The organism is Microvirga terrae (assembly GCF_013307435.2).
In the GTDB taxonomy this organism is placed as follows: domain Bacteria; phylum Pseudomonadota; class Alphaproteobacteria; order Rhizobiales; family Beijerinckiaceae; genus Microvirga; species Microvirga terrae.
This window is the reverse complement of record NZ_CP102845.1, coordinates 1,186,068-1,205,047: the sequence shown is the minus strand read 5'-3', so window position 1 is coordinate 1,205,047 and position 18,980 is coordinate 1,186,068. Positions and strand designations below refer to the sequence as shown.

Here is an 18,980-nt window from a genome sequence, read left to right as displayed (position 1 = left end):
GACAGGACGACATGCCTCGCGCTCTTCTCATCGTGCTCGATTCCGTCGGTATCGGCGGGGCCGAGGATGCGGACGTCTATGGCGATGCCGGCGCCGACACGGTCGGGCATATCGCCGAGGCCTGCGCGGCCGGCCGGGGCGACCAGGCGGGCCTCCGTGAGGGCCCGCTTCGGCTCCCGCACTTGACGACGCTCGGCCTCGGCGCGGCCTGCGAGGCCTCGTCGGGACGCGTGCCGCCCGGTCTGGCGCCGCAGATTGCCTTGAAGGGCTCTCCGAAAGGCTTCTGGGGTTACGGGGTCGAGACCTCCCGGGGCAAGGACACGCCCTCGGGCCATTGGGAGATCGCGGGCGTCCCCGTCACCTTCGACTGGGGCTACTTCCCCAACACGGTTCCGACCTTCCCGGAGGAACTGACTGCGGCGTTCGTCGCGCGCGGCGCACTTCCGGGCATTCTCGGCAACAAGCACGCCTCCGGCACCGCCGTCATCGACGAGTTCGGCGCGGAGCACATGCGCACCGGAAAGCCGATCTTCTACACGTCCGTCGACAGCGTACTGCAGATCGCCGCCCACGAGGAAACCTTCGGGCTGGAGCGGCTCTACGAGCTCTGCCGGATCGGGCGCGAGCTCTGCGACGCCTACAAGATCGGCCGCGTGATCGCCCGCCCCTTCGTCGGCTCGCCCGAGGGTGGTTTCAGGCGCACCGGCAACCGCAAGGACTTCGCCACGCCGCCGCCGGCCGACACCATCCTGGACACGTTGACGAAGGCCGGGCGCCCGGTGGTCACGGTCGGCAAGATCGGCGACATCTTCGCCCATCGCGGCACCGGCCGGGAGGTGAAGCCCAACGGCAACGACGCCTGCCTGTCCGCCGCCATCGCGGCGATGAAGGACCTGCCGGACGGCGGCTTCGTCTTCGCCAACCTGGTCGATTTCGACAGCGAGTTCGGCCATCGCCGCGACATTCCCGGCTATGCTGCCGCCCTGGAGGCCTTCGACCGGCGCATCCCGGAGATCGAGGCGGCTCTGAAGGACGGCGACCTCGTCATCATCACGGCCGATCACGGCAACGATCCCTCCTGGCCGGGCTCCGACCATACCCGCGAGCACGTGCCGATCCTGAGCTTCGGGCAGGGCGTGACGCAGGGACCGATCGGCCGGCGCGAGAGCTTTGCCGATATTGGCGCAACTGTGTTGCATCATCTCCGCCTTGGCGTTAACAATAGTGGGAGATCCTGGCTAACTCAGTGAGTCATGCATGAAAGCCTCAGCGATCCGTCTGGGCTGGATTGTCTCGGCAATTCTGGCGACATGCCAAGGACAAGCTGCAGCAGAAGATCAATGCGCGGCTGCTATCTCTGGTCTCAAAGCTGAGATGATTGCAGCCGCAGCCGTGCGGGATGAGTACAAGCACATCAAAAATCGAAAAGGGAGGTGCGTATACATAAACTCCCAAATAAAGTTCCTGACCGAAGCAAGTAGGATGCTCGGGTTGTGCGACCATCTTCGCCCTTCTGAACGCTCATCTCTCATCGAGAAGAACGCGAATCTTCTCCAACGGGCCAAAGCTCTGCGGTTTAGATACTGCGGCCAGCAAGTTGCTGAAGCTTCATCTTTATTTCAGATCGACGCTGCGCCCGAGCCGATTTTGGGGCATTGACGGCCCCGCAACTTTGGATCAGTCTCCCATAGATCGTATGGAGGCTCTCCGACGATCGGTCGAGGGAGTCTTCCCGTTTTTGCGTGGAAGATCGTTCATGACCTCGCCTAACCGCTCGACCCATATCCGGCTCACCTCCCATCCCGAGCCGAATGCCGGCACCATCAAGCATCCGATCAAGTGGGGAGCGAAGGATCCCCAGGAGCGCGGCCCGATCATCGGGACCGTGACCAATCCGGCCGACCGCAACGTGATCGGCGCCCACGGCGGCTCCTACTCCCTCTACCGGGCGCTCGCCATCTCGGCACGGGCGCTCAACCCCTTGGCACGGCCCGATCTTCACAACACCCATCCGACCGCCGAGATCGGTCCGCATCCGCAGTGGTTCGAGCCGGGCAGGATCGTGTCCCTCGATCCCTGGGGCCATCTGGTCGGCGAGGTCTACAAGGACGAGATCGCCGGCGGTCTCGACATCCGCCCGAGCATCGCAGTCACCAAAGCGCGCCTCAACATGCCCGAGATCCTCGGCGCCATGGGGGCGAAGCGCTTGAAGGCCGACGGCGGCTTCCTGCACGAATCCGGCGACATCTCGGTCACGAAGATCGCGGTCGATCCGGTCTGGTACCTGCCCGGCATCGCCCAGCGCTTCGGCTGCTCCGAGGGCGAGTTGCGCCGTACCCTGTTCGAGCAGACCGGCGGCATGTTCCCGGAGCTCGTCACCCGGCCCGACATGAGTGTGTTCCTGCCGCCGATCGGCAACACCACGGTCTACGTGGTCGGCGACGTGTCGCGCCTGAGCGACCCGAAGACCCGCATCGCCTGCCGGGTCCACGACGAATGCAACGGCTCGGACGTGTTCGGCTCCGACATCTGCACCTGCCGCCCCTACCTCGTGCACGGCATCGAGGAATGCGTGCGGGAAGCCCAGGAGGGTGGCGTCGGCGTGATCGCTTACAACCGCAAGGAAGGCCGGGCGCTCGGAGAAGTCACCAAGTTCCTCGTGTACAATGCCCGAAAGCGGCAGGAAGGCGGCGACCAGGCCTCCACCTATTTCGAACGCACCGAATGCGTGGCAGGCGTGCAGGACGCGCGCTTCCAGCAGCTGATGCCTGACGTTCTGCAATGGCTCGGCATCCGGCGCATCGACAGGCTCATGTCCATGTCGAACATGAAGTACGACGCCATCACCGGATCGGGCATCGAGGTGGTCGAGCGCGTGCCGATCCCGGCCGAGCTGGTGCCCCCGGATGCACAGGTGGAACTGGAGGCCAAGAAGGCTGCCGGCTACTACACGCCCGATGGCGCGCCGGATGCATCGGAACTCGAGCGCGTGAAGGGCCGCGATCTGGAGCGGTTCTGACGCTTGCATCTTAACCTTCTCGTCAAACGGTCGCGCGCCGGGATGCCGCGCGGCCGCAAGACTATGCTATCGCTCCCGACCCGAGAGCACCGGAGCCCCGCGTGACGGACCTGCCTGACCTGTCTTCAGAGACCAAAGCCGCCCGAAGCCTCTTGACCGCGGCAGCGGTGCGCGAACGCTCGCACCAGCTCCTGCAAGCGGGACTTGAAGGCCGTCTCGATCATTTCACAGTCGATCTCGGCCGGCTCGAGCCCTGCGCCGAGGAGGTCGTGACGACGATCCGCAAGGCCTATCCGTCCCTCGACATTCCCTTCCATGCCCGTTGGCGCCACTTCGCCGCCGGCGGCCATGAGCGGTGGGATGCGGTGATGCACGGCGCCCCCTGGGAAACCGCTGCCGACATGGCCCGCTCGGCCTTCGATCTCGCCATCGTGTCCGTCCTGCTCGATGCGGGCGCGGGCGCGCAATGGCGCTACGAGGAGGGCCGCACGGGCGAGACGTATATCCGGTCCGAAGGTCTGGCGGTGGCGAGCTTCGACATGTTCGTGAGCGGCGCCTTTTCCAGCAGGCCGGAAGACCCGTTCCGCGTGGACGCGGATGTGCTGATGACCCTCACGCCCGAGGACTTGGCATCCGGCTTCCAGGTCTCGGGCGGCAATCCGCTCGTGGGTCTCGAAGGCCGCGCCGCTCTGCTCAACCGCCTGGGCCGCGTCGTCGCGACGAACCCGGACATCTTCGGCCAGGTCGACGATCCGAGGCCCGGCGGGCTGTTCGATGTCATCGCGGCAACCTCCGAGGACGACGAGATCAAGGCGACATCCATTCTCGAGGCGCTGCTCACCCACCTTGGTGCCATATGGCCGGGCCGCATCACCCTGGGCGGGGTTGACCTCGGCGATACCTGGCGCCATCCCCTGGTGGAAGCGTCGGATGTCACGAAGGGATTGATCCCCTTCCACAAATTGTCCCAGTGGCTGTCCTATTCGCTGATCGAGCCGCTCGAATGGGCCGGATTCACCGTCATCGATGTTGATGGCCTCACAGGCCTGCCCGAATACCGCAACGGTGGCCTTTTTCTCGACACGGGCGTGATCGCCCTCAAAGACCCGGCCGACGCCGCCCGCGCTCACGCGGTGGATTCCCGGCTTGTGGTGGAATGGCGGGCCTTGACCGTGGCTCTTCTCGACCGCATTGCCGAACCGATCCGGGCGAAACTAGGATTCGCGGCAGGCGACTTTCCCCTGGCCAAGGTGCTGGAAGGCGGCACCTGGGCGACGGGGCGAAGACTGGCGAAGGAGAGGCGCGGCGACGGCTCGCCCCCTCTCAGCGTGATCAGTGACGGGACAGTGTTTTAGATGAATCAGCAGACGACGATCAAAGAGGGAAAAAGCATGCAGGGCGTCACGGTGGTCGATCATCCGCTGGTTCAGCACAAGCTGACCCTGATGCGGGACAGGGAGCGCTCGACGAAAGGCTTCCGCCAGCTCCTCAACGAAATCGGCATGCTGCTCTGCTACGAGGTCACCCGCGACCTGCCCATGGAGCGCATCCAGATCGAGACGCCGCTCACCACCATGGAAGGCGCGCAGATCGCCGGCAAGAAGCTCGTTTTCGCCCCCATCCTGCGCGCGGGCGTCGGCTTCCTCGACGGCATGCTCACACTGGTGCCCGCCGCCCGTGTGGCCCATATCGGCCTCTACCGGGATCCGGAATCCCTCCAGGCCGTGGAATACTACTTCAAGGCTCCCTCGGACCTTGCCGACCGCATGGTTCTGGTACTCGACCCGATGCTGGCAACGGCCAACTCCGCGGTGGCGGCCATCGACCGGCTGAAGGAGCGCGGCGCCAAGGACCTGCGCTTCGTCTGCCTGCTCGCGGCGCCCGAGGGCATCGAGAAGCTGCGCGGCGCGCATCCGGACGTAGATATCTGGACCGCGTCCATCGACGAGCGCCTCAACGACCACGGCTATATCGTGCCGGGCCTCGGCGATGCCGGCGACCGGATGTACGGAACGCGCTAATCAAGGATCATCCATCTTGCGCTTCATCGTCGCCGATTGGGGAACGACCCGCTTTCGTGGCTACTTGATCGAGGACGAGACCATCCTCGACCAGGTCTCGTCGAACGAGGGCGTCTCGGCCCTGCAAAAGGGCCAGCACCGCGACGTGTTCCTGCGTCAGTGCGGGCACTGGCTGAAGGCCGAGCCGGATGCGCCGGTGCTGCTCGTCGGCATGGTGGGAAGCCGCGAGGGCTGGGTCGAGGCGCCTTACGCCACCTGCCCGGCCGGCCCGGCCGAGATCGCCCGGGCGCTCGTGCCGGTGAATCTGGAGAACGGCCGGCAGGGCTACATCATTCCCGGCCTGTTCTGCGAGCCCGCCCCCGGCGCGGCCGACGTAATGCGCGGCGAGGAGACACTGGTTCTCGGCGCCGGCATCGAGAACGGATTGATCTGCTCGGCGGGCACCCATCCGAAATGGATCGAGATGAGGAACGGGCGCATCGAGCGCTTCGCCACCTACATGACCGGCGAGATGTACGCGCTCCTGCGCGAGCACTCCATGATCGGCCGGCCGGCCACCGAGCCGGAAGACCCGAAGGGCTTCGACCTCGGCATGGACGCCGCGGAGCGCAATAGCGGCGCGAACAGGGTCGGCCTGCTCCACCTCCTGTTCAGCGCCCGCGCCTCCGTGGTGTCGGGGCGGATGAACAGCAATCTTCTGGCGCCTTATCTCTCCGGTTTGCTGACCGGCGACGAGATCAACGGGGCGCTGGCGCAGTTCGGCCGCCCCGACTCCGTCACCATCCTGGCCGCGCCGGAGCGCGCCGAGCTCTACATCCAAGCCCTCAAGCGCCACGGCATCGCGGCGGAGACGAAGGACACGCAGCAGGCCCTCATCGCCGGCTTGGCCCGGGTCGTCCGGCAGCACGCCCTGGGCTGACGTTTCCCATCGTCCTAGACAGGGATCCTCCCTCCCCTTGCGGCGGGATGAAGAGTTGAGCGCAAGGCCAGGGCGCGGTGCTTGAAGAACACCGGCGTTCGTCCACACCACGTCATCACCTGACCCGGCGTTCCTCTCCGCCGGAAGGATGGGTTGCATTCGATCCAGGGTGACACGGGCCGCTTCCGCCCTTAGAACCGGCCTCAACACTCGCTCATAACCGTCAAGGTCCAAGCCGATGCCCCATCCCCTCCTCGCCTCCGCGAACGACACGTCGAAGCCCATCTGGCTCGTCAACGAGCAGACCTGGCCGGAGATCGTCGGGCAGCTGCCGCCGATCGCGCAAGCCTTCGCGAAGGCGCAGGGCTTCGAGGGCAAGGCCGGGAGCCACTGCCTGCTCCCCGATACGGACGGTGGCCTCGCGGGCGTCGTCTTCGGCCTCAACGGCGCGGATTCCAGGCACAGCGATCCGTTTCTGGTCGGCAAGCTTCCGACCCTTCTGCCGGACGGCATCTACCGCCTCGAGACCGGCGCGCCGGATCCGACGCTCGCCACCCTCGCCTGGCTTCTGGGCAGCTACAGCTTCGACCGCTACCGCCGCCGCAGCGAGAAGTCCGTTCGCCTCGTGACGCCCGACGGCGTCGATGCCGAGGAGGTTTCGCATATCGCCCATGCGGTGGTCACGAGCCGCGACCTCGTCAACACGCCCACCAGCGATCTCGGCCCCGACGGCATCGAAGCCGCCGCAGGTGAACTGGCCGAGCGGCATGGAGCCTCCTTCACCAGCATCGTCGGTGACGATCTGCTGGCGCAGAACTTTCCGATGATCCATGCGGTCGGACGCGCCTCCATCACGCCGCCGCGCCTGATCGATTTCACCTGGGGCAAGGCGGACGCGCCGCGCGTCACACTGGTGGGCAAGGGTGTGGCGTTTGATACCGGCGGTCTCGACATCAAGCCCGCCTCCTCGATGCTGCTCATGCGCAAGGACATGGGGGGCGCGGCCGCCACCCTCGCGCTCGCCTCGATGATCATGGATGCCGGACTGCCGGTGCGTCTGCGCGTCCTCATCCCGGCGGTCGAGAACTCCATCTCCAGCAATGCCTTCCGCCCCGGCGACATTCTGCCGAGCCGCAAGGGCATCACGGTCGAGATCGGCAACACCGATGCGGAAGGTCGGCTCATCCTGGCCGATGCGCTGGCACTGGCGGACGAGGAGAGCCCCGATCTCCTGGTCGATTTCGCCACGCTCACGGGCGCTGCCCGCGTGGCGCTCGGTCCCGAGCTGCCGCCCTTCTACACCGATGACGATGCACTGGCGGCCGACATCGCCCGCCACGGGACGGCGGTGAACGACCCCGTCTGGCGCATGCCGCTCTGGACGCCCTATCAGAGCCAGCTCGATTCCAAGTTCGCCGATATGAACAACACCGGTGGGCCCATGGGGGGCTCGATCACGGCGGCCCTGTTCCTGCGGCGCTTCGTGTCGTCGGCCAAGGCGCATGTGCATTTCGACATCTTCGCCTGGAACAATTCCACCAAGCCCGCCCGGCCCGAAGGCGGCGAGGTGCAGGCGGCGCGCGCGATGTATGCTCTCGTGAAGGAGCGCTATGGCGCCTGAGCCGATGGCGGAAATGCCGCGAACAGGGTAGAAGACGGGATGATCGTTCAGGAGCCGCCCCGATGAGTTTCGACCGCCGCATCACGCCCGTCCGCGCGGATCTGGCCGATGAGCGCCTGCGCGGACAGGTCGAGGCCGAGCGCTTCACCACCGGCACGGTCAAGCGTGTCGCCTCCGCGTTCTCGCCCCTGCACCGCCATCCCTCCCGCGAGGCGCCCGTCGACACGCAGGCGATCTTCGGGGAAAGCGCGACGGTCTACGACGAGCACGAGGGCTGGGCCTGGGTGCAGCTCCGGGACGATGGCTATGTGGGCTATCTGTCGAGCGAGGCTCTGAGCGAACCCGGACCGGAGCCGACCCACAGGGTCCGGGCGATCCGAACCTTCATCTATCCGGGCCCCAACCTGAAGCTGCCCTTTCAGGACTACCTAACGCTGAACTCCCAGGTGATCGTGACGGACACGCAGGGCGACTACGCGCGCCTCGCCACCGGCGGCTGGGTCTTTGCCGCGCATCTGAGCGGGCTCGATGCGTTCGAGGCCGATTACGTGAGCGTCGCCGAACGCTTCCTGCACACGCCCTATCTCTGGGGCGGCAAGACCAGCCTCGGCATCGACTGCTCGGGACTGGCGCAGACCGCGCTGACCGCCGCCGGGATCAAGGCGCCGCGCGACAGCGACATGCAGGAGCGCGCGCTCGGCACGCCTATCGAGGTGACGCCGAGCTTAAGTGGCCTCCAGCGCGGCGATCTCGTGTTCTGGAAAGGCCATGTGGGATTGATGATGGATGCCAGCAACTTCATCCACGCCACTGGCCACAGCATGACCGTCATGATCGAGCCGCTCGCCGTCGCCGAGGAGCGCATCCGTAAGACGAGCTACGGGCCGATCAGCTCGATCAAGCGGCTCGGCTGAACTCTCCGCAATTTCTCTCGTCATGGCCGGGCTTGTCCCGGCCATCCCTCTATGAAAAGGCGCGGCGCTTCAACCAATCGGGATCACCGGCACAAGGCCGGTGATGACATCGAAGCCGGGACCCTTCCTAATATCCCCGCGCCCGATCGACCACGTTCTCGAACACCTCCCCGGCCTCATGGCGGCGGATCTGCTGCGCGATGTAGCGAGCCGTCGCTTCCGGCTCGCTCGTCGCGGAGTTGTGCGGCGTGATCGTCACGCGAGAATGCGTCCAGAGCGGCGACGACTCCGGCAGGGGCTCCGTCTCGAACACGTCGAGGGTCGCCGCCATCAGCGTGCCGTCGTCAAGGCAGGAGAGGATGTCCGCCTCGACCTGCAGCTTGCCGCGCCCCGCATTGATCAGGATTGGCCCGCCGAGCTTGCCGTCCCGTGGGAGTTTCTCGAACAGGGAGCGTTTGAGGATGCCCTTCGTGTCCGGCGTGAGCGGCATGAGCGCGATGAGAATGTCGGTGCGATTCAGGAACGGGGTCAGTCCCCCCTCGCCCGCATAGACATCGAAACCCTCCACGACTTTCGACGTGCGGCTCCAGCCCGCCACGTCGAAGCCCATCATCTTCAGCTTGCGGGCGGAATCCTGCCCCAGCACCCCGAACCCCATGATGCCGACTCGGACCTCGCCGGCGATCGGCGGCGCACGATCGGGATTCCAACGCTTCGCCTTCTGGTCCTCGTCGAAGCGGCGCTGCTCACGCAGATGCATGAGGCAGTGCAGCACCATGTACTCGCTCATGCGATGGGTGAGATCGTCCTGCGCCACGCGCACGATGGGCACATCGGGCAGATCGGGATAGCTCATCAGGTGATCGACCCCGGCGCCGAGTGAGAAGATCGCTTCGAGATTCGGCAGGTGGGACAGGCTCCCGGGCTTCGGACCCCAGGTCGCCACATAGCGGATGGCACTTCTGTCGAAATCCTCACCCAGCACGGCGATGGCCCTGTCCGGCAGGTGGCGCCTGAAGCGTTCGACCCAGGGCTGCGTTTCCCAGGTGACGGCGACGAGAAGGCTCATGCGGTCGCTCCGATCCGGTCGAGAATGGTCGGGCCGGGGCCAGCCTTGCCGGCATCGATCACATAGGCGGCGCGCACCGCCCGCGCGGCCGCCTCCGCCGCCTCTTCGGTGCGCGCATGCACGATGGCGAGCGGACGGTGGGCGTCGACCGTCTCGCCGATGGCCGCGAGTTCGGTGAGTCCTACGGCATGATCGATCGGATCCTGCGGCCGTGTACGCCCTCCGCCGAGGGCCACGACGGCGACGCCGATACCACGCGCGGCAACTTTCTGCACGACGCCAGCATGCTCGGCGTGGATGTCGCGAACGACCGGCGCAGCCTGCAGATGGGCCTTGTGCCTTTCCAGGAAGTCGCCAGGACCGCCGAGAGCGACCACCATGCGCTGGAACACTTCGGCCGCTTTCCCGGACGAGATCGCGCGTTCGATCCTGTCGCGCGCCTCCTCGATGGTGGCGGCAAGCTTGCCGAGCAGCAGCATCTCGGCGGACAGTTCCACGGTGACTTCGTGGAAGCGTTTCTCGCGACGCTGCCCGGTCAGATAGTCGACCGCATAGGCCATCTCGACCGCATTGCCGGCCGAGGAAGCCAGCGACTCGTTCATGTCGGTGAGAAGCGCGCTTGTGGGAAGACCCGCGCCGTTGGCCACGAGCACGAGGCTTTCGGCGAGCTTTCGCGCATCCTCGGCATTGTTCATGAAGGCGCCGGTGCCGAACTTCACGTCCATCACCAGACCCTGGAGGCCTGCGGCCAGCTTCTTGGACAGGATCGACGCCGTGATGAGGTCGATCGACTCGACCGTCGCCGTCACATCGCGGATGGCGTAGAGGCGCTTGTCGGCCGGCGCAAGATCGGCCGTCTGGCCGATGATGGCGCAGCCGACCTCACGCGTGACCCGCCGGAACGTGTCGATATCGGGCTGCGTGACATAGCCCGGAATGGAATCGAACTTGTCGAGGGTGCCGCCCGTGTGGCCGAGGCCGCGTCCGGAGATCATCGGCACATAGCCGCCGCAGGCCGCGACCGCAGGCCCGAGCGCGAGGCTGACCGTGTCGCCGACGCCGCCCGTCGAATGCTTGTCGAGAACCGGACCCGGCAGATCCCAGGTGAGCACCGTGCCCGAGTTCATCATCGCGCGCGTCAGGGCCACGCGCTCGGGCACGGACAGTCCCTGGAAGAAGATCGCCATCGCGAAGGATGCCGCCTGTCCTTCGGTGACACGGCCTGCCGTAAGGCCTTCGATGAAGTGCTCGATATGCTCAGGATCGAGCGTGCCGCCGTCGCGCTTGTGGCGGATAATTTCCTGCGGAAGAAGCGTCATGTCAGTAGGTTCCGATGGCCGCCGTGCCGGCCCGTCCCTCGATGGCGGCGATGAGCGCGTCATAGACGCTGCTCGCGCCGATGCGGAATGTCCGCGGCGTCGCCCAGCCCGGGCCCATGATGCGATCGGCCAGATCGAGATAGATGTTCGCGTCAGCAACCGTGCGGATGCCGCCGGAGGGCTTGAGCCCGACCGCCTTGCCCGACGCTTTGATCACGTTGAGCATGATCTCGGCGGCCTCCGGGGTCGCCGATACCGGCGTCTTGCCGGTCGACGTCTTGATGAAATCAGCGCCCGCGTCGATCGCGATGCGGCTTGCAGTCTCGATGAGGTGCGGATCCGTCAACTCGCCCGTCTCCAGGATGACCTTCAAAAGGCGCCCCTGATCGACGAGATCGCGCACCGCCTCCACCATCTCGGCCGCAACGGCGAGATCGCCTCGCCGCACGGCCTCGTAAGGCAGCACGAGATCGATCTCGTTGGCGCCGTCGGAGAGAGCCTCCTGCGTGTCGTCGGTGACGCGGCTCACATCCTCGCCGCCGGCGGGGAAATTCACCACCGTGGCGATGCGCACGGGTGATCCCCGCAGGTTCTCCTGTGCGCGCTTCACGAATTGCGGCCACACGCAGACGGCCGCTACCGGCCCGTGCGGATCGACCGCCTTCCTGCAGAGCGTATCGATGGCCTGATCGGTACAGGTCTCCGTCAGGTCGGTGAGATCGAGACTGCGCAGCGCGCGGGTTGCGATGGTCGCATCAGACATGGGGCAGCTCCGCAACGAAGGATCGGATGAGACGCTTGAACTTCTCTGACGCTTCCGCCGCCGTGTCCTTGGTTTCCTGATGCGAGGGCGAAGCACCTTCGATACCGGCGGCAAGGTTCGTGACGACCGAGATGGCCGCGACCTTCAGGCCGTAATAACGCGCGAGGATCACCTCCGGCACTGTCGACATGCCGACCAGATCGCCGCCCAGGATCTGCACCATCCTGATTTCGGCCGGAGTCTCGAAGCTCGGGCCGGAGAGCCATGCATAGACGCCCTCGGGAAGGTCGGTGCCGCTCTTGCCTGCGGCGCGCTGCAGCACCCGGCGCAGGTCCGCGTCGTAGGCGTTGGTGAGCGAGACGAAGCGGCCCTCGGAGTGATCGCGCAGGAGCGGATTGCCGCCCGAGAGGTTCAGGTGATCGCTGATCGCCACGAGGCTTCCCGGACGAATATCGGCGCGCACCGATCCCGCCGCATTGGTGGCGACCAAGACCGGAATGCCGAGCTCCTTCACGAAGGCAACCGGAATGCGCATCGCCCCTGCATCGCCCGTCTCGTAGTAGTGAGCGCGGCCCTGGAACAGGAGCACCCGCTTGCCTTCGAGGGAGCCGGTCACGAGCTTGCCGGCATGACCGGAAACGCCGCTTCCAGGAAAATGCGGAATCTCCGCGTATGGGAGGCTCACCGCATCGCTCAGCTCTTCGACGAGGGTTCCGAGCCCCGTGCCGAGCACGAAAGCCGCATCGAAATGGCCGTCGAAGCCGCGGGCGCGGACGAATTCGGCCGCTTCCTGAATCATCTGGTTCATCGTCATCGTTTCAGGCCTGAACCGCAGGCCATCCTTTCATCATCGCAAAAGGCTTCGGATCCAATCTAACGATCCGTCAAGTTGTCCGGCCCGAAGGAGAAGGGCAACAGCTCGTCGAGCGTGAAGCGCTTCCGGATACCCTCGGGGCCGGCAATGTGAATGGGCGTATCGGGCGTGGCGAACTCGCGGATGCGCTGGCGGCAGCCGCCGCACGGCGTGACGAGGTGCTCGCCCTCGCCCATCACGACGATCTCGGCGATGCGGCTCTCGCCGGCCGCGATCATGGCCGAGATGGCCCCGGCTTCCGCGCAGGAGCCGACCGGATAGGCCGCGTTCTCCACGTTGCATCCGATGAAGAGCTGACCACTGGGCGTGGCGATCGCAGCACCGACCTTGAAGCGCGAATAGGGTGCATAGGCCTTGGCCTGAATCGCCCTTGCAGCCTCGAACAGGGTGTCCAACGATGCCATGCTCAGCGCTCCTTCACATAGGGCACGCCGGCAGCCCGGGGCGGAATCGCCTTGCCGATGACGCCGGCGAGCAGGATGACGGTCATGAGGTAGGGAAGCGCCTGGATCGCCTGGACCGGAACCTCGCCGATGCCGGGCAGCGAGATTCCCTGCAGTCGTATCGCGATGGCATCGAGCAGCCCGAACAGGAAGCAGGCGCCGAGCGCCGGCCAAGCTCGCCATTTGGCGAAGATCAGGGCCGCGAGCGCAATGAAGCCCTTGCCAGCCGTCATGTTGGGCAGGAAGCCCGCCGATTGGCCGACCGACAGATAGGTTCCGCCGATGCCGCAGAGAACGCCGCCGATGATGACAGCCGTGTAGCGCAGGCCCGTCACCGAGATGCCCGCCGTGTCGACTGCGGCCGGGTTCTCGCCCACGGCACGCAGGCGAAGACCGAAGCGGGTCCGCCCCAGCACGAACCAGGTGAGTGGCACGGCCAGCAGCACGATGTAGACGAGAGCCGAATGGCCGAAGATCGCATCGCCGAACCGCTGCACGCCCTCCAGGGGCGGGGTGCGCCCGCCTTGGGCGTACCAGGCGTTACCCACGATGGCAGTCAGCCCCGCGGCCAGCATGTTGATGGCGACGCCGGAAACGATCTGGTTGCCGCGCTGGCTGATGGAGGCGAAGCCGTGGATGAGACCGAAAACCACCGATGCGCCGATCCCGGCCACAAGCCCGATCCAGGCCGATCCGAACGCATAGGCGGCCGCCGCCGCGGCAAAAGCCGCCACCAGCATCTTGCCCTCAAGACCGATATCCACCACGCCGGAGCGTTCGGACCAGAGCCCGGCCAGGCACGCGGCGAGAAGCGGGATCGAGAGCCGCAGGGCCGAGTCGAAGACCGTCACGAAGGAGCTGAGATCCATGGCTCAAGCCCTCGCCAGCTTCTGGCGCGTGAACAGATGCGCCACGATGCGTCGGAACAGTCCGTCGAGGGCACCGGCGAATAGGATGATGATGCCGCCGATCACCACCACCATGTCGCGGGTGATGGCCGGCTGCTCGAAGGCCAGTTCCGCACCGCCCTGATAGAGGATGCCGAAGAGGAGCGAGGCCAGGATGATGCCGACGGGATGAGCGCGTCCCATGAGCGCCACCGCGATGCCGACGAAGCCGTAGCCCGATGTGAATTCCAGGAGCAGGCGATGCTGATAGCCCATGAGTTCGTTGACCGCGAGGCCGCCGGCCAACGCACCGGAGATGATCATCGCGACGATGATGATGCGCGCGGGCGAGATGCCGGCATACACGGCCGCCGTCGGGTTCGATCCGACGACGCGGATCGCATAGCCCAGGCGCGAGCGGTAGATGAGGAGCCAGACGAAATAGGATGCCGCAAGCGCCAGAACCAGCGTGAGGTTGAGCTGCGAGGCCGGGATCTCGATGCCGAAAGCGGCGAAGACCTCGTGCATGAACGGAATATAGGACTGGTCGGGGAATGCGCGCGTTTCCGGGTTCATGGATTGCGGCTCGCGCAGCACGTTCACGAGCAGATAGACGATCAGTACGCTGGCCAGCCAGTTGAACATGATCGTCGTAATGACGATGTGGCTGCCGCGCTTTGCCTGGAGGTAGCCGGGAACGGCCGCCCAAGCTGCTCCGAAGGCTGCAGCGCCCAGAATGCCGAGCGGGATGAGCAGGAAGCCGGGCAGAAAGGTCAGGTTGTTGAGGACGAGCGCGATGCCGAGACCCGCGAGGGTCGCCTGCCCTTCGCCGCCGATGTTGAACAATCCGGCATGATAGGCCACCGCAACCGCCAGTCCGACGAAGATGAAGTCGGTCATGTAGAACAGAGTGAAGCCGAGCCCCTCCCCGGTCCCGAGGCTGCCTTGCAACAGGTAGCGGGTGGCGGAAAGCGGGTTCTCGCCGATGCCGAGCACGACAAGGCCGGCGACGAGAAAAGCCGCCACCACGGAAATGGCGGGTACGAGAACCGTATCGGCCCATCTGGGCAGGTCGAGTGGAGCGCTCACGTCTGACTATCCGGCAGGAACATGTGTCCCTGCTCATCGAGGGGAAAGAACGGGTTCCAGGCAATCTCCCAGAGATGTCCGTCGGGGTCCGTGACATAGCCCGAATAGCCGCCCCAGAAAACATCCTGCAGCGGCTTGAGCGGACGCGCGCCGGCCTTCACGGCACGTGCATAGACCTCGTCGGCCTCCTGCCTGGAGCGAGCGTTGTAGGCGAGCGAAATGGCAGCAAAGCCCGTGGGCGTGTCCTCGAGACCCGCATCCTTGGCCAAGTCCCCCCGGCCGAACAGGGCGAGCGCCAAACCGTTCGCCTGGAAAAAGGTGACGCTGGGCTGGCTGGCGGACGAGGCCGTCCAGCCCCAGGCCTCGTAGAACGCGCGGGATGCCGCGAGATCGGAGACGCCAAGAGTGACGAGGGTTAGACGCGGTTGCATCACGCCGCCTCGTCCGTCACGCCGGCCATGAGCAGGCCGAGTTCCTGCTCGTTCGTCTCGGAGGCCTTGCGCTCGCCGGTGATCCTGCCGCCGCACATGGTTAGGATACGGTCGGACAGGTTCATGATCTCGTCGAGTTCCACGGAGACGAGGAGGATGGCGACGCCCGCATCGCGCAGGCTGATGAGGCGGCGGTGGATGAACTCGATGGCTCCGATATCGACGCCACGGGTCGGCTGACCGACGAGAAGCACCTTGGGGCTGCGCTCGATCTCGCGCGCCAGCACGATCTTCTGCTGGTTGCCGCCGGAAAATTTCGAGGATTTCAGCCGTGGCGCTGGAGGGCGCACGTCGTACTGCTCCATCTTCTTCGCCAGGTCCGCGATCAAGCGGTCATGGTCGAGGATCGGTCCGCGGCCAAGGTGAGGCTCGTCGCTGAAGCCCAGGATGGCGCTCTCGAAGGCCGGAAAGGCCGGGACGAGCCCCATGCGCAGCCGATCCTCGGGCACGTGCAGGAGGCCGAGCTGACGCATGCGGTGCGGATTGTGCTCCGAGGCCGGAATGTCACGTCCCTCCAACCGGATCGAGCCGAGCGCGGAATGGCGCATGCCGGCGATCGCCTCCATCAGCTCGCTTTGTCCGTTGCCTGCAACACCCGCGATGCCGACGATCTCGCCCGCACGAACGGTGAAGGTCGCGTTTGCGACGCACACAACGCCGCGGGAATCGACCACGGAGAGGTTGTCGATGTCGAGCAATGGCGCACCGGGCGTCTTGTCGGCCTTCTCGACACGCAGGAGCACGCGGCGACCGACCATCAGCTCCGCCAGCTCCGGGGGCGAGGTGACGGCCGTCTCCACGCTCGCCACCATCTCGCCGCGCCGCATCACCGAGACCCGATCGGTGATTGCCATGATCTCGCGCAGCTTGTGCGTGATGAGGATGACGGTCTTGCCCTGCTCCTTGAGGGAGCGGAGCAGAACGAACAGGGCGTCGGCCTCGGCCGGCGTGAGCACGGCCGTGGGCTCATCAAGAATGAGGATGTCGGCACCGCGATAGAGTGCCTTCAAAATCTCCACGCGCTGCTGCAGGCCGACCGAGAGGTCGCCGACAATGGCATCCACGTCGATCTCGAGGCCGTAATCCTTGGCGAGCCTGGAGAGTTCCGCACGCGCCTTGGCCTCGCCCGCGCGCAGCATGGCACCGCCCTCGGCGCCGAGCATCACGTTGTCGACGACGCTCAGCGGCTCGACCAGCATGAAATGCTGGTGGACCATGCCGATGCCGGCACAGATGGCATCGATGGGGGAGCGGATGGAAATGGGCTTGCCGTTGACGTGGATCGCGCCGGAATCCGCCTCGTAGAACCCGTACAGGATCGACATCAGAGTCGACTTGCCCGCGCCGTTCTCACCAACGATGCCGTGGATCGTGCCGCGCTCCACGCGCAGGTTCACGTCCCGGTTGGCGTGAACGGCGCCGAAGCTCTTGTTGATGGCAATGAGTTCAATGGCTGGGGACATCGGCCTCGAAGGGTCTGCCGGCAAGAAGAAAACAAGTGCCGGATCTTATCGGAAAAACAAAACCGGGTCGAAAAAAGATCCGGCCGCAGGTTCTTGCGAGCCTGCGGCCGAAACATGATTCACCTTACATCGGGCACTTGGAGTCCGACATGTAGTCGTGCACCTTGATGGCGCCGGACTTGATGTCGGCCGCGGCCTTGTCGGCGGCGGCCTTCATGTCGGCGGTAATCAGCGACTTGTTGTTGTCGTCGAGCGCCCACGCCACGCCATCCTCGGCGAGGCCCAGAACCGACACGCCAGCCTTGAAGGCACCCTTCTTGGCCTGATCGAAGGCATTGTAGGTCGCCACGTCCACGCGCTTGACCATGGAGGTCAGGACCTTGCCCGGATGCAGGCCGTTCTGGTTCGAGTCGACACCGATGCCGAGCTTGCCCGCGTCGGCGGTGGCGCGCATCACGCCCACGCCGGTGCCGCCGGCCGCATGGTAGATCACGTCGGCGCCGCGATCGATCTGGCTCTTGGCAAGCTCGCCGCCTTTTACGGGATCGTTCCAGGCCGCACCCGTGGTCCCGGTCATGTTCTGGAACACCTCGCCGTCCTTCTTGGCGTACTTCACGCCCTGGACGTAGCCGCAGGCGAACTTGCGGATGAGCGGGATGTCCATGCCGCCCACGAAGCCGACTTTGCCCGACTTGGACGCCTGCGCGGCCAGGAGGCCAACTAGGAACGAGCCCTCATGCTCCTTGAACACGATGGACTGCACGTTGGGCTTCTCGACCACGGCATCGATGATGGCGAACTGGGTCTTCGGGAACTCCTCGGCGACCTTCTTCAGAGCGGTCTCCTGCGAAAAGCCGACGGCCACGATGGGCGAGAAGCCGTCACGGGCAAAGCGGCGCAGGGCCTGCTCGCGCTGGGCATCGTTCTGCGGCTCGAAATCGCGGTAATCGGTGCCTGTGTCCTTCTTGAACTTCTCGGCGCCCGTGTGAACGCCTTCGTTGAAGGATTTGTCGAACTTGCCGCCCAGATCGTAGACGACGGCGGGCTTGAAGGCCGCCTGCTGCGCGAAGGCAGCCGAGGCGGAAAAGGCGAGCCCCGCGAGCGCGAGGCCGAACTTGGTAACTGTCATCGGCTTTGTTCCCTGTTAGACGCCGGCTTGTTGCCGGTTGCCCCCTGACGATGGCACGGCAAGGGTCACAACGCCAAGGCCTCTGTCAAGGCGGCATGTTATTTCCTTCAAGGAATAGTTGATAGCTAAACCGATTCCCGTAAGGTCATGACATGGCTCTCTCATCGGACGAAATCGACCGCTATGCCCGCCACATCGTTCTGCGCGATGTGGGCGGGCCGGGCCAGCTCAGGCTCAAGGCCGCTCGCGTGCTCGTGATCGGCGCCGGCGGTCTGGGCGCTCCCCTGATCCAGTACCTCGCCGCAGCCGGCATCGGCACCATCGGTATCGTGGATGACGACACGGTGAGCCTGTCCAACCTGCAACGGCAGGTGATCCATGGCACGCCGGATCTCGGGCGCTCCAAGGTGGAAAGCGCGGCTGGGGCCATTGAACGGCTCAACCCGCATGTGACCGTCGAGCCTCACGCCGTTCGGCTGACGGCGGAGAACGCGCGGGATTTGATCGGCCGCTACGATATCGTGGCCGACGGGTCGGACAATTTCGACACCCGCTACGCGGCGTCGGATGCCTGCTATTTCGAGAGAAAGCCCCTGGTGACGGCAGCGCTCGGGCAGTTCGACGGCTCGCTCACCACGATCCGGGCCCATGAGACCGGCCCGGGTGGAAAACCGAACCCCACCTACCGCTGCGTCTTCCCCTCCCCGCCACCCGCCGGGACGATCCCGACCTGCGCGGAAGCCGGCGTGCTCGGCGCCCTCGCAGGGGTCATGGGCAGCCTGATGGCCATGGAGGTGATCCGCGAGATCGTCGGCTTCGGCGACAGCCTCGTCGGGCGCCTGCTGATGGTCGATGCGCGCGCGATGCGGTTCGACACGGTCCACTACGGATGGGATGAGGCGAACCCGCTGAGCGGAACGGAACGCCCGGACAAGGCCTGAGCCGCGCCCGGGCAATCT

Annotated in this window: 19 protein-coding genes; 9 read left to right on the top strand and 10 right to left on the bottom strand. The window is 65.7% G+C overall.

All coding sequences use genetic code 11. The features are described 5' to 3' along the window. Positions 1-11: 11 nt before the first annotated feature. From HPT29_RS05625 to HPT29_RS05590, 8 genes are all read left to right on the top strand, one after another. Positions 12-1,250, top strand: coding sequence for a phosphopentomutase (locus HPT29_RS05625; protein ID WP_173948439.1), 1,239 nt, complete (start codon positions 12-14; stop codon positions 1,248-1,250). A gap of 7 nt (positions 1,251-1,257) precedes the next feature. Beyond that, complete coding sequence (locus tag HPT29_RS05620; protein ID WP_173948440.1) at positions 1,258-1,659, top strand: hypothetical protein; 402 nt, start codon at positions 1,258-1,260, stop codon at positions 1,657-1,659. A gap of 97 nt (positions 1,660-1,756) precedes the next feature. Then, positions 1,757-3,019, top strand: coding sequence for a GTP cyclohydrolase II (locus HPT29_RS05615; RefSeq protein ID WP_173948441.1), 1,263 nt, complete (start codon positions 1,757-1,759; stop codon positions 3,017-3,019). A gap of 101 nt (positions 3,020-3,120) precedes the next feature. Continuing rightward, positions 3,121-4,374: a URC4/urg3 family protein gene (locus HPT29_RS05610; protein ID WP_173948442.1), complete on the top strand. Its 1,254-nt coding sequence runs from the start codon at positions 3,121-3,123 to the stop codon at positions 4,372-4,374. Positions 4,375-4,410: 36 nt separating this feature from the next. Continuing rightward, positions 4,411-5,040 carry a uracil phosphoribosyltransferase gene (gene upp / locus HPT29_RS05605; protein ID WP_173948443.1) on the top strand — a complete coding sequence of 210 codons (630 nt, stop codon included), beginning with the start codon at positions 4,411-4,413 and terminating at the stop codon, positions 5,038-5,040. Between the two features lie 16 nt (positions 5,041-5,056). Then, entirely contained in the window at positions 5,057-5,959 is a 903-nt protein-coding gene (locus HPT29_RS05600; protein ID WP_173948444.1) for a 2-dehydro-3-deoxygalactonokinase, read from the top strand. Between the two features lie 238 nt (positions 5,960-6,197). Beyond that, the gene (locus HPT29_RS05595; protein WP_173948445.1) at positions 6,198-7,580 is read left to right on the top strand and encodes a leucyl aminopeptidase family protein; all 1,383 of its coding nucleotides are present in this window, start codon (positions 6,198-6,200) and stop codon (positions 7,578-7,580) included. A 62-nt stretch (positions 7,581-7,642) separates the two neighbouring features. Then, positions 7,643-8,494 (top strand): C40 family peptidase, encoded by an 852-nt coding sequence (locus HPT29_RS05590; protein WP_173948446.1) that lies wholly within the window; start codon positions 7,643-7,645, stop codon positions 8,492-8,494. Positions 8,495-8,621: 127 nt separating this feature from the next. Here HPT29_RS05590 and HPT29_RS05585 read toward each other — a convergent pair whose 3' ends face one another. From HPT29_RS05585 to HPT29_RS05540, 10 genes are all read right to left on the bottom strand, one after another. After that, positions 8,622-9,563 carry a 2-hydroxyacid dehydrogenase gene (locus tag HPT29_RS05585; protein ID WP_173948447.1) on the bottom strand — a complete coding sequence of 314 codons (942 nt, stop codon included), beginning with the start codon at positions 9,561-9,563 and terminating at the stop codon, positions 8,622-8,624. Further along, positions 9,560-10,882: a thymidine phosphorylase gene (deoA, locus tag HPT29_RS05580; protein ID WP_173948448.1), complete on the bottom strand. Its 1,323-nt coding sequence runs from the start codon at positions 10,880-10,882 to the stop codon at positions 9,560-9,562. The genes HPT29_RS05585 and deoA overlap by 4 nt, the downstream gene beginning before the upstream one ends. A gap of 1 nt (position 10,883) precedes the next feature. Next, on the bottom strand, positions 10,884-11,645 hold the full coding sequence (gene deoC, locus HPT29_RS05575; protein WP_173948449.1) for a deoxyribose-phosphate aldolase: 762 nt from the start codon (positions 11,643-11,645) through the stop codon (positions 10,884-10,886). After that, positions 11,638-12,459, bottom strand: coding sequence for a purine-nucleoside phosphorylase (locus HPT29_RS05570; RefSeq protein WP_173948450.1), 822 nt, complete (start codon positions 12,457-12,459; stop codon positions 11,638-11,640). The genes deoC and HPT29_RS05570 overlap by 8 nt, the downstream gene beginning before the upstream one ends. A 59-nt stretch (positions 12,460-12,518) precedes the next feature. Beyond that, a complete protein-coding gene (gene cdd / locus HPT29_RS05565) occupies positions 12,519-12,923 on the bottom strand; it encodes a cytidine deaminase (RefSeq protein WP_173948451.1) in 405 nt (134 codons plus the stop codon). Between the two features lie 2 nt (positions 12,924-12,925). Further along, positions 12,926-13,831: an ABC transporter permease gene (locus HPT29_RS05560; protein WP_173948452.1), complete on the bottom strand. Its 906-nt coding sequence runs from the start codon at positions 13,829-13,831 to the stop codon at positions 12,926-12,928. 3 nt (positions 13,832-13,834) lie between these two features. After that, a complete protein-coding gene (locus HPT29_RS05555) occupies positions 13,835-14,938 on the bottom strand; it encodes an ABC transporter permease (protein WP_173948453.1) in 1,104 nt (367 codons plus the stop codon). After that, positions 14,935-15,369, bottom strand: a complete 435-nt coding sequence (locus HPT29_RS05550; protein WP_173948454.1) for a VOC family protein — start codon at positions 15,367-15,369, stop codon at positions 14,935-14,937. The genes HPT29_RS05555 and HPT29_RS05550 overlap by 4 nt, the downstream gene beginning before the upstream one ends. Further along, entirely contained in the window at positions 15,369-16,892 is a 1,524-nt protein-coding gene (locus HPT29_RS05545) for an ABC transporter ATP-binding protein (RefSeq protein WP_173948455.1), read from the bottom strand. The genes HPT29_RS05550 and HPT29_RS05545 overlap by 1 nt, the downstream gene beginning before the upstream one ends. 124 nt (positions 16,893-17,016) lie before the next feature. Beyond that, the gene (locus HPT29_RS05540) at positions 17,017-18,021 is read right to left on the bottom strand and encodes a BMP family lipoprotein (RefSeq protein ID WP_173948456.1); all 1,005 of its coding nucleotides are present in this window, start codon (positions 18,019-18,021) and stop codon (positions 17,017-17,019) included. Between the two features lie 152 nt (positions 18,022-18,173). Here HPT29_RS05540 and HPT29_RS05535 point away from each other — a divergent pair, with 152 nt between their 5' ends. Next, positions 18,174-18,962 (top strand): HesA/MoeB/ThiF family protein, encoded by a 789-nt coding sequence (locus tag HPT29_RS05535; RefSeq protein ID WP_173948457.1) that lies wholly within the window; start codon positions 18,174-18,176, stop codon positions 18,960-18,962. Positions 18,963-18,980 lie beyond the last annotated feature (18 nt).

Bases quoted from the DNA above. Each gene is read 5' to 3' on its own strand.
- HPT29_RS05620 (WP_173948440.1), top strand. From the start codon at position 1,258: ATGAAAGCCTCAGCGATCCGTCTGGGCTGGATTGTCTCGGCAATTCTG.
- HPT29_RS05595 (WP_173948445.1), top strand. From the start codon at position 6,198: ATGCCCCATCCCCTCCTCGCCTCCGCGAACGACACGTCGAAGCCCATC.
- HPT29_RS05560 (WP_173948452.1), bottom strand. From the start codon at position 13,831: ATGGATCTCAGCTCCTTCGTGACGGTCTTCGACTCGGCCCTGCGGCTC.
- HPT29_RS05590 (WP_173948446.1), top strand. From the start codon at position 7,643: ATGAGTTTCGACCGCCGCATCACGCCCGTCCGCGCGGATCTGGCCGAT.
- HPT29_RS05540 (WP_173948456.1), bottom strand. From the start codon at position 18,021: ATGACAGTTACCAAGTTCGGCCTCGCGCTCGCGGGGCTCGCCTTTTCC.
- HPT29_RS05550 (WP_173948454.1), bottom strand. From the start codon at position 15,369: ATGCAACCGCGTCTAACCCTCGTCACTCTTGGCGTCTCCGATCTCGCG.
- cdd (WP_173948451.1), bottom strand. From the start codon at position 12,923: ATGGCATCGTTGGACACCCTGTTCGAGGCTGCAAGGGCGATTCAGGCC.
- HPT29_RS05625 (WP_173948439.1), top strand. From the start codon at position 12: ATGCCTCGCGCTCTTCTCATCGTGCTCGATTCCGTCGGTATCGGCGGG.
- HPT29_RS05545 (WP_173948455.1), bottom strand. From the start codon at position 16,892: ATGTCCCCAGCCATTGAACTCATTGCCATCAACAAGAGCTTCGGCGCC.
- HPT29_RS05535 (WP_173948457.1), top strand. From the start codon at position 18,174: ATGGCTCTCTCATCGGACGAAATCGACCGCTATGCCCGCCACATCGTT.
- HPT29_RS05585 (WP_173948447.1), bottom strand. From the start codon at position 9,563: ATGAGCCTTCTCGTCGCCGTCACCTGGGAAACGCAGCCCTGGGTCGAA.
- upp (WP_173948443.1), top strand. From the start codon at position 4,411: ATGCAGGGCGTCACGGTGGTCGATCATCCGCTGGTTCAGCACAAGCTG.
- HPT29_RS05570 (WP_173948450.1), bottom strand. From the start codon at position 12,459: ATGACGATGAACCAGATGATTCAGGAAGCGGCCGAATTCGTCCGCGCC.
- HPT29_RS05615 (WP_173948441.1), top strand. From the start codon at position 1,757: ATGACCTCGCCTAACCGCTCGACCCATATCCGGCTCACCTCCCATCCC.
- deoC (WP_173948449.1), bottom strand. From the start codon at position 11,645: ATGTCTGATGCGACCATCGCAACCCGCGCGCTGCGCAGTCTCGATCTC.
- deoA (WP_173948448.1), bottom strand. From the start codon at position 10,882: ATGACGCTTCTTCCGCAGGAAATTATCCGCCACAAGCGCGACGGCGGC.